This window comes from Microcystis sp. M090S1, from assembly GCF_020246295.1.
Lineage (GTDB): Bacteria > Cyanobacteriota > Cyanobacteriia > Cyanobacteriales > Microcystaceae > Microcystis > Microcystis aeruginosa.
In genome coordinates, this window is sequence record NZ_JADBTF010000354.1 from 1 (window position 1) to 7,866 (window position 7,866).

The following is a 7,866-nucleotide window of genomic DNA, read 5'->3' on the forward strand; positions in this document are numbered from 1 at the left end:
AAACAGGTGCAAGATTTTGAGAGAATCGTCGTTCAAAACCTTGCGTCTTCATCGGCCCGCGTCCTGTAGGGGCGAAGCATTCGGGCAATAACCTATCGCTGAAACCGGAGATTTTCTAACCGAATGCTTCGCCCGTACTTTTTCAGCCAATCCTAGTTATGATCATTATTGGTAAATGATAGTTGATAACTGGTAATGGTAAGTTCTTTCCCTCGCACCTATAAAATCGCCGTCATCGGTGACGTTCACGACCAATGGGAAATAGAAGATAATTTAGCACTAGAAGCTTTACAAGTGGATTTAGCCCTATTTGTCGGCGATTTTGGCAATGAATCCCTAGAAATTGTCGGCCGGATTGCTAGTTTGTCCTTACCAAAAGCCGTTATTCTCGGTAATCACGACGCTTGGTATAGTGCCACCTCCTGGGGACGAAAAAAATGTCCCTACGATCGCGATAAAGAAGATCGTGTCACCGCCCAGTTAGAATTATTAGGGGTTGCTCATGTGGGTTACTCAAAACTAGACCTACCCAGTTTAGAGCTTTCGATTGTTGGGGGTCGTCCCTTTACTTGGGGAGGTTCCGAGTGGAAAAATGGAGAATTTTTTCAAGAACGCTATAATATCAGCAGTTTTGCCGAATCTACTGCCAAAATTATCGCTAATATTCAAGATACTGCCTATAATAACCTGATTTTTTTAGGTCACAATGGTCCGGCTGGACTGGGAAAGGAAGCGGAAGCTATCTGTGGTCGCGATTGGCGACCTTTGGGAGGGGACCACGGGGACCCGGATTTAGCAGCGGCCATCGCACAAGCACAGCTATTAGGAAAACAGGTTCCTCTCGTCAGTTTCGGTCATATGCACCACCGTCTCCGTCATACTACTTCCCGTTTACGCAATCCCGTGGTCACTTCCGAGATGGGAACTGTTTATCTGAATGCTGCTAGTGTTCCTCGCATTCTCCACTCTGATAGGGGTAAATCTCGCAATTTTTCCCTAGTCACTCTTGAAGAAGGTCTAGTCACAGAAGCATCTTTAATCTGGTTGAACGATAATTTCGAGATTATCAGCAATAGAAAACTTTATCACTTCGGGTCATCAATCGATCGCCTATCTGCCCAATCTTGTTATTCTTAATTTACATCTCCCCACACCCCACACCCCACACCCCACTTCCTATAGATAGTTAATTTTTTGAGCGATTAGAGGTAAAGCAAGAGCGATAGCAACACTAACAATCATACCGATAAAAGCTTTCAAGGCATCCCCTAAAACCAGTTTACCCGTGGCGGCTAAATTAGGGTTTTCTTTGGTTAAAGTCAGAGAAATTTCTCGACCTCCTAATAAACCTAAAAATACCCAAGTGGTACTCATGGGAATATGATTATAGCCAACGAAAAACAGTAAAATTAGACCATAAATTAAGTTAATAATTGTTGCAGAACGCAGATCATGGGCGTTAGTTTTGCTAGTGACAATTTTCTCGATTTGACCCCCGTGATTAATAAAAATGATGGTTTGCAGGAGTAGCATAACTGTTAGAGATAAAACTAACCATGTTGCCGCTAACTTTCTGGGAAGATAGGCGAAAATATTAGCAAAATCTTGCATTAACCATTGACTCCAGAGAAACCCGGTGGATAACCACTGTAAAACTACCCAGATTTTTTGAGGTTCTTGATTAACTGTTTCTAGGAAAAAGTTTTCTAATTGATAAATAATTCGATAGATTACTAACCCCGCTATAACAGCAATAGCATAACCCCAAGCGGATTTAACTAACATTTCATCTAGAGATTGGGGAGCAAAAACTGTTAAAACCAAAAAGGTTGTACTCACGGGTATTCCCCAAGTGGTGAGAATTAAAATTGCTAAGGGAGGAACGATATAAATCCAAGTAAAAGTTTCTGGGAAGGGAATCATTTCTAGTCGATTATAAGCCACATCTCCCTGATTAATATACCAACCAGCGATAAAAATCGAGGCTAAGATTATACTGGTGTACAGCCATAAAATCCACCAGGGACGTTCTTCATTGGCACTTAAAAAAGTCCCTAAAGTTTGTAGGGAATCGTTGGCAACAATCGCATAAGCTGATAGGATAAAGCCAGCAATCATCAAAAAATTACTCATAGACAAGTGAAAAAAATAAAACTTAAAGTAATACAAATCCTGTTCAAACAGTAGAGAAAAGCGCAGAGGTAGGAGAGCGGGAAGTGGGGAAGTGGGGAAGTGGGGAAGTGGGGGAATTTCAACTAAAACCCTAAAACCCTAACACCCTAACACCCTAACACCCCAACACCCCCCGCAACGCGCACGCAGTGACCACCCTATCTCCTGAATCCTGACAACCGGCTCCCCAAAACGAAAACTTCCTACCTCCCCATTAATATAACTGCTATAACTCCTTAATTTTGCTTTAAAAAATCCCTCGCTAGATAGAAAGCCGCTAAACTACCAGAGACGGTAATTTCCTGTGGATTAATTTCCTGTAAAGGTCGAAGAATAACTTCAATTTCCTCGGTAATATCTAACTTTTGTTGACCTGTGGGAGTAGCATTAAGAGCCAAAAAAATATGAATTCTGTTAGTATCTTTAACGGGATTATCGTACAAAACAGCCAGAGGTATTAGAGAATCACTTTGATAACCGGTTTCCTCCTCGAATTCCCGACGCGCTGCCGCAGTAATATTATCTTCACCCGCATCTACTGCCCCGGCTGGAAATTCCAATAAAATTTCCTTAACTCCGTGACGATATTGACGGACAAAAACTAATTGATTATCCCTAGTAACTGGAACAACTAAAACAATTTCAGGACGAATATTAACGAAATAATCATCGATAACTTGTCCAGAGGATAACTTCACCGCGTCTTGACGGACTTGACACCAACGATTATGAAAAACTAGCTCGGATTTAATAATTTGCCATTTTTTTAAATTAGTCATCGACAATCCTGTTATAATTGCAGTGAAATTACTAAACTTTTTCTCAGATAATTATAGCTATCTAGGGACTATTCCTGATAAGATTTAATTTTATACTCCCATCTCCCATGTCGTTAATTCAATGGTATCCCGGTCATATTGCCAAAGCGGAAAGAAAACTCAAGGAACATCTTAAACTCGTGGATGTGGTCTTAGAAGTGCGCGATGCTCGCATTCCCTTAGCTTCCCATCATCCGCAGGTGGACGATTGGATTGGCAATAAACCGCGCTTGTTAATCTTAAATCGTCTCGATATGATTCCCGAATCTGCCCATCAACAATGGGTAACATGGTTTAAAAGTCAAGGAGAAACCGTCTATTTTACTAACGCTAAACAGGGAGAAAGAGTTAAAGCAATTATCAAAGCGGCGGAAAAAATTGGCGATGCAATTAACCAAAAACGCCAACTGAGAGGAATGTTACCGCGTCCAGTGCGCGCCGTGGTGATCGGGTTTCCCAATGTGGGCAAATCTGCCCTGATTAACCGTTTATTAGGGCGAAAAGTCGTTGCCAGCGCCCGCAGGGCCGGAGTAACGCGACAATTACAATGGGTACGAATTTCCGACACCTTAGAATTATTAGACGCGCCGGGGGTGATCCCTTCCCGTTTAGATAATCAAAGGGATGCGGTGAAATTAGCTATCTGTGAGGATATTGGCGATGCTGGTTATGATAACCAAAGGATAGCGGCGGCTTTTGTCGATTTATTAATAGAATTACACTATGAAGGTCTTTTACAATCTCGTTATGGGTTGAATACTCTAGACATGACCGGGGAAGATTTTATCGAAAAATTGGCCAATCTCAAATATCAAGAAGATAAAGAAAGGGCAGCCATGCAGTTACTCAATGATTTTCGTAAGGGAATAATCGGGGCTATCCCCTTAGAATTGCCCCCTTCCTCTTGAAATCGCCTGTTTTTAACTCAATTCGGTCAATGGTCGCCGCCACAGTTAATTCCCGAATTTGTCAAAATTACCGCCTGTTAGTCCACTGAGTTGCGGATAAGATTAAAGAAATCGGTAAAGTTGCGGGGATCGATCGAACCCTGAAGGAAGATAGGGAATAAACGACAGAGATAACAAAGACTATGGGCAAACCGACTGGCTTTATCGAATTCCTGCGTGAACTTCCTTCCGAACTTACCCCCCTCGATCGCCTTCATAATTGGGATGAGTTTCATCTTCCCATGCCAGAAGATAAACTCCGCAATCAGGCCGCCCGTTGTATGGATTGTGGTACACCATTTTGTCACACGGGAACGCTAATTAGTGGCATGGCCAGTGGTTGCCCGATTAATAACCTGATTCCCGAATGGAATGATTTAATCTATCGAGGATTGTGGCGAGAAGCCCTCGATCGCCTCCATAAAACCAATAATTTCCCCGAATTTACCGGTAGAGTCTGCCCCGCCCCCTGTGAGGGTTCCTGTGTTCTCGGTATTCATAATCCCCCCGTTACGATCAAAAATATTGAATGTTCGATTATCGACAAAGGTTGGGAATCCGGGTGGATTACTGCCAATCCCCCCGCCATCCGTACCGGCAAAAAAGTGGCCGTGATCGGTTCAGGACCTGCTGGATTAGCGGCCGCCGACCAGTTAAATAAAGCCGGTCACTGGGTGACAGTTTACGAACGGGCCGATCGCCCCGGGGGACTATTAATGTACGGTATCCCCAACATGAAGTTAGATAAGGAAGAAGTGGTTCTGCGTCGTCTCCAGATACTCGAACAGGAAGGGGTAAAAATGGTCTGTAACACGGAAGTGGGCAAGGATATCAGCGCCCAAGACCTATTAAACGAATACGATGCCGTGGTTATCTGTACCGGGGCCACCAAACCCCGGGATTTAAACATCGAAGGTCGCCAATTAAAGGGCATTCACTTCGCCATGGAGTTTCTCACCGCTAATACAAAAGCACTATTAGACGGACAGCCCGGGGAGGATTTTATCTTGGCCGCGGGTAAAGACGTGGTAATTATCGGCGGTGGTGACACGGGAACCGACTGTGTGGGGACTTCCCTGCGTCATAACTGCCGTAGCGTCACCCAATTAGAGATTATGCCGCAACCGCCCCGAGAACGGGCCGCCGATAATCCCTGGCCCGAATGGCCGAAAATCTACCGTATGGACTATGGACAAGAGGAAGCGGCCGCACGTTTTGGCGATGACCCCCGGGTTTATACCACCACGGCGACTAAATTCGAGGGGGATAGCGAGGGCAACGTCACAGGGATTCACACGGTACGGGTGGAATGGCAACGCAACGAAAAAGGGCAGTTTATCCCCCAACCGGTAGCAGGAACAGAAAAAGTCATCCCGACGCAATTGGTTCTATTGGCCATGGGATTTTTGGGACCAGAACAGCCTTTACTCGATGATTTAGGCTTAGAAAAGGATGCCCGCAGCAATATCAAGGCCGAACACGGTCAATTTGCCACTAGCTTACCGAAAGTGTTCGCCGCAGGGGATTGTCGTCGTGGTCAAAGTTTGGTGGTTTGGGCGATTAATGAAGGTCGCGGGGCCGCCCGGGAATGCGATCGCTTTTTGATGGGGGCGACGGATTTACCTTAAACCAGTAGTTACTCTCGCCATTGTCCTGACTTGCTGGGGGTGTTTTCCCCTTGTGATAGTCAGGGCCAAAAAGAGGCCTCAGCCATAGCCATCAAAACCCAACCGCCGGTCAAACCCTCTCAATCTGAACAGGAGGAGCGAGGAAACAATTGTCCCTATTGCCTATCTAGACAATTGCTCCCTGTTTAAACCGTTGCCACCGATGAATCAAGCACCAACTGTTCATTGGTGGGTAACTCCAGACAATAACCCGCACCGTAAACGGTTTTAATATAGCGAGGGTGGCGGGGATCGGGTTCTAGTTTCGTTCTCAGATGGCGAATATGAACGCGAATAGTCTCGATATCATCATCGGGATCGTATCCCCAGACCTCCTTGAGAATATCACTAGGGGAAACGGTTTGACCGTGACGTTGGAGAAGACAGTGGAGTAACTCGAATTCTAGATGGGTTAACTTGACCACACTTTCAAACCAGACCGCCTCAAAACGTTCGGGAACCAGGGTTAAAGGTCCAAAACTGAGTATTTCTGAGTGTTTGGCGGCCTGGGGAATGCGATCGGTGCGTCTGAGGAGAGCGCGTACCCTAGCTAACATTTCCTCCACCTCGAAAGGTTTGGTCAGGTAATCATCAGCACCCGCATTAAAACCTTCCACTTTATCTTGGGTTTGTCCTAAGGCTGTGAGCATCAAAATCGGGATGTCGGACGTGCGTTCATCTCGTCGCAAACGCTGACAGACAGTAAAACCATCGACTTTGGGCAGCATTAAATCCAGCATGATTAAATCGGGTTGTAACTGGACGGCCAAGGCCTGGCCTTTAATCCCGTCCTCTGCGGGATTAACGTCATAACCCGCCATCTCCAAGTTGATGGAGACTAATTCCGCGATTGCAGGATCATCATCGATTACAAGTATTCGGGGCATTACCAGAGTGTTATGACTAAGGGTTTGGGTAGGGAGTTGCTAAATGTGTTCTCGCTGACATCGCAACTAGGGCTTTGTCTCTCAAGGGCTTGAGTTTAGGACAACATAAAGAATCCTGTACTGATTATAAGCATGATTGCTAAATTCGGTTTTAATTTGTGAAATTTTGCTGATATAAGTCTCCTGAATGTTAAGAATTTCTAAGAAGTGTGAAGAATGTCGAGCAAGAATTGATATTGGCGCTAGACTACACCCTCTCTCTCACCAAGATCAACTAGGGAGCAGTTTTTCACTAATCTTTACAATTTCGCCATCTCGATCGATACCGGTTTCAACCGGCGGTCAAGTCCTGCTAGAGCTAAATTTCTCCCCTAAGCTCCCCCAGAGGCACTGTAAAAATTCTTAATAAAATTACCGATCGATTCAGTTTAATCTACCAAAATAGGCGGTTTTAGTAAGTATCTGTAACGAACCCGATCCATTCTACTCATCCAAACAGGTGATCATAATATGAGCGTTAATTTATCAACTCAACTGCGAGAAGGCACGAAAAAATCCCACACCATGGCAGAAAACGTCGGTTTTGTCAAGTGTTTTCTCAAAGGTGTGGTAGAAAAAACTTCCTATCGCAAACTGGTGGCTAACCTCTACTTCGTCTATTCGGCCATGGAGGAGGAGATGGAAAAACTTCCTAGTCATCCCGTCGTTTCTAAAATCTGTTTTCCTGAACTCAATCGCAAAAATGCGCTGGAACAGGATTTATATTTTTATTATGGTCCCAATTGGCGCAACGAGATCGCTTTATCTCCGGCAGGTCAGGCCTACGTTGACCGGATTCGGGAAATCGCCACAAAAGAACCCGAATTATTAGTCGCCCATTCCTATACCCGTTATCTCGGCGATCTGTCCGGGGGGCAAATCTTGAAAAAAATCGCCGAAAAAGCGATGAATCTGGAAACTGGTGGCACAGCTTTCTATGATTTCAAAGATATTCCCGACGAAAAAGCCTACAAAAACCACTATCGTCAAACCCTCGACGAGTTACCGGTGGATCAAGCCATGGCCGATCGCATTGTCGCCGAAGCTAACGCCGCTTTTGGCATGAACATGAAAATGTTCCAAGAGTTGGAAGGTAATCTGATCAAAGCGATCGGAATTATGCTCTTTAATACTCTCACCCGTCGTCGCAGCACCGGCAGCACCGAAGCTGGATTGGCTACCGCCGAATAGTAGTCAAGAAAACCAAAAAAAACGGAAATTCTAGAATTGGGGTAATGGTCAGCCTTGACATCCTCGCCGCCCTAAAAGTGCGGCGATTCCTAAACCTCACGATTTAAGTTTCTGCTTCCACCACCGTCGCATACCACAGTTAAAA

The 7,866-nt window shown here is 45.0% G+C and carries 7 protein-coding genes; 4 read left to right on the forward strand and 3 right to left on the reverse strand.

The features are described from left to right. The first annotated feature begins 195 nt into the window (after nucleotides 1-195). Nucleotides 196-1,137, forward strand: coding sequence for a TIGR04168 family protein (locus IM477_RS15845; RefSeq protein WP_287732513.1), 942 nt, complete (start codon nucleotides 196-198; stop codon nucleotides 1,135-1,137). Nucleotides 1,138-1,176: 39 nt separating this feature from the next. Here IM477_RS15845 and IM477_RS15850 read toward each other — a convergent pair whose 3' ends face one another. Continuing rightward, the gene (locus IM477_RS15850; protein ID WP_287732521.1) at nucleotides 1,177-2,118 is read right to left on the reverse strand and encodes a hypothetical protein; all 942 of its coding nucleotides are present in this window, start codon (nucleotides 2,116-2,118) and stop codon (nucleotides 1,177-1,179) included. A gap of 290 nt (nucleotides 2,119-2,408) precedes the next feature. Beyond that, a complete protein-coding gene (locus IM477_RS15855; protein WP_287732514.1) occupies nucleotides 2,409-2,951 on the reverse strand; it encodes an NUDIX hydrolase in 543 nt (180 codons plus the stop codon). Between the two features lie 107 nt (nucleotides 2,952-3,058). Between IM477_RS15855 and ylqF the strand changes: the two genes are divergently transcribed. Beyond that, the gene (gene ylqF, locus IM477_RS15860) at nucleotides 3,059-3,898 is read left to right on the forward strand and encodes a ribosome biogenesis GTPase YlqF (protein WP_287732516.1); all 840 of its coding nucleotides are present in this window, start codon (nucleotides 3,059-3,061) and stop codon (nucleotides 3,896-3,898) included. A 182-nt stretch (nucleotides 3,899-4,080) separates the two neighbouring features. Beyond that, entirely contained in the window at nucleotides 4,081-5,565 is a 1,485-nt protein-coding gene (locus IM477_RS15865; RefSeq protein ID WP_287732518.1) for a glutamate synthase subunit beta, read from the forward strand. A gap of 185 nt (nucleotides 5,566-5,750) precedes the next feature. Here the strand turns inward: IM477_RS15865 and rpaA are convergent, their stop codons facing one another. Continuing rightward, nucleotides 5,751-6,491: a two component system response regulator RpaA gene (gene rpaA / locus IM477_RS15870; RefSeq protein WP_287732520.1), complete on the reverse strand. Its 741-nt coding sequence runs from the start codon at nucleotides 6,489-6,491 to the stop codon at nucleotides 5,751-5,753. Between the two features lie 510 nt (nucleotides 6,492-7,001). Between rpaA and IM477_RS15875 the strand changes: the two genes are divergently transcribed. Continuing rightward, entirely contained in the window at nucleotides 7,002-7,721 is a 720-nt protein-coding gene (locus tag IM477_RS15875; protein ID WP_190723331.1) for a biliverdin-producing heme oxygenase, read from the forward strand. Nucleotides 7,722-7,866: the final 145 nt, after the last annotated feature.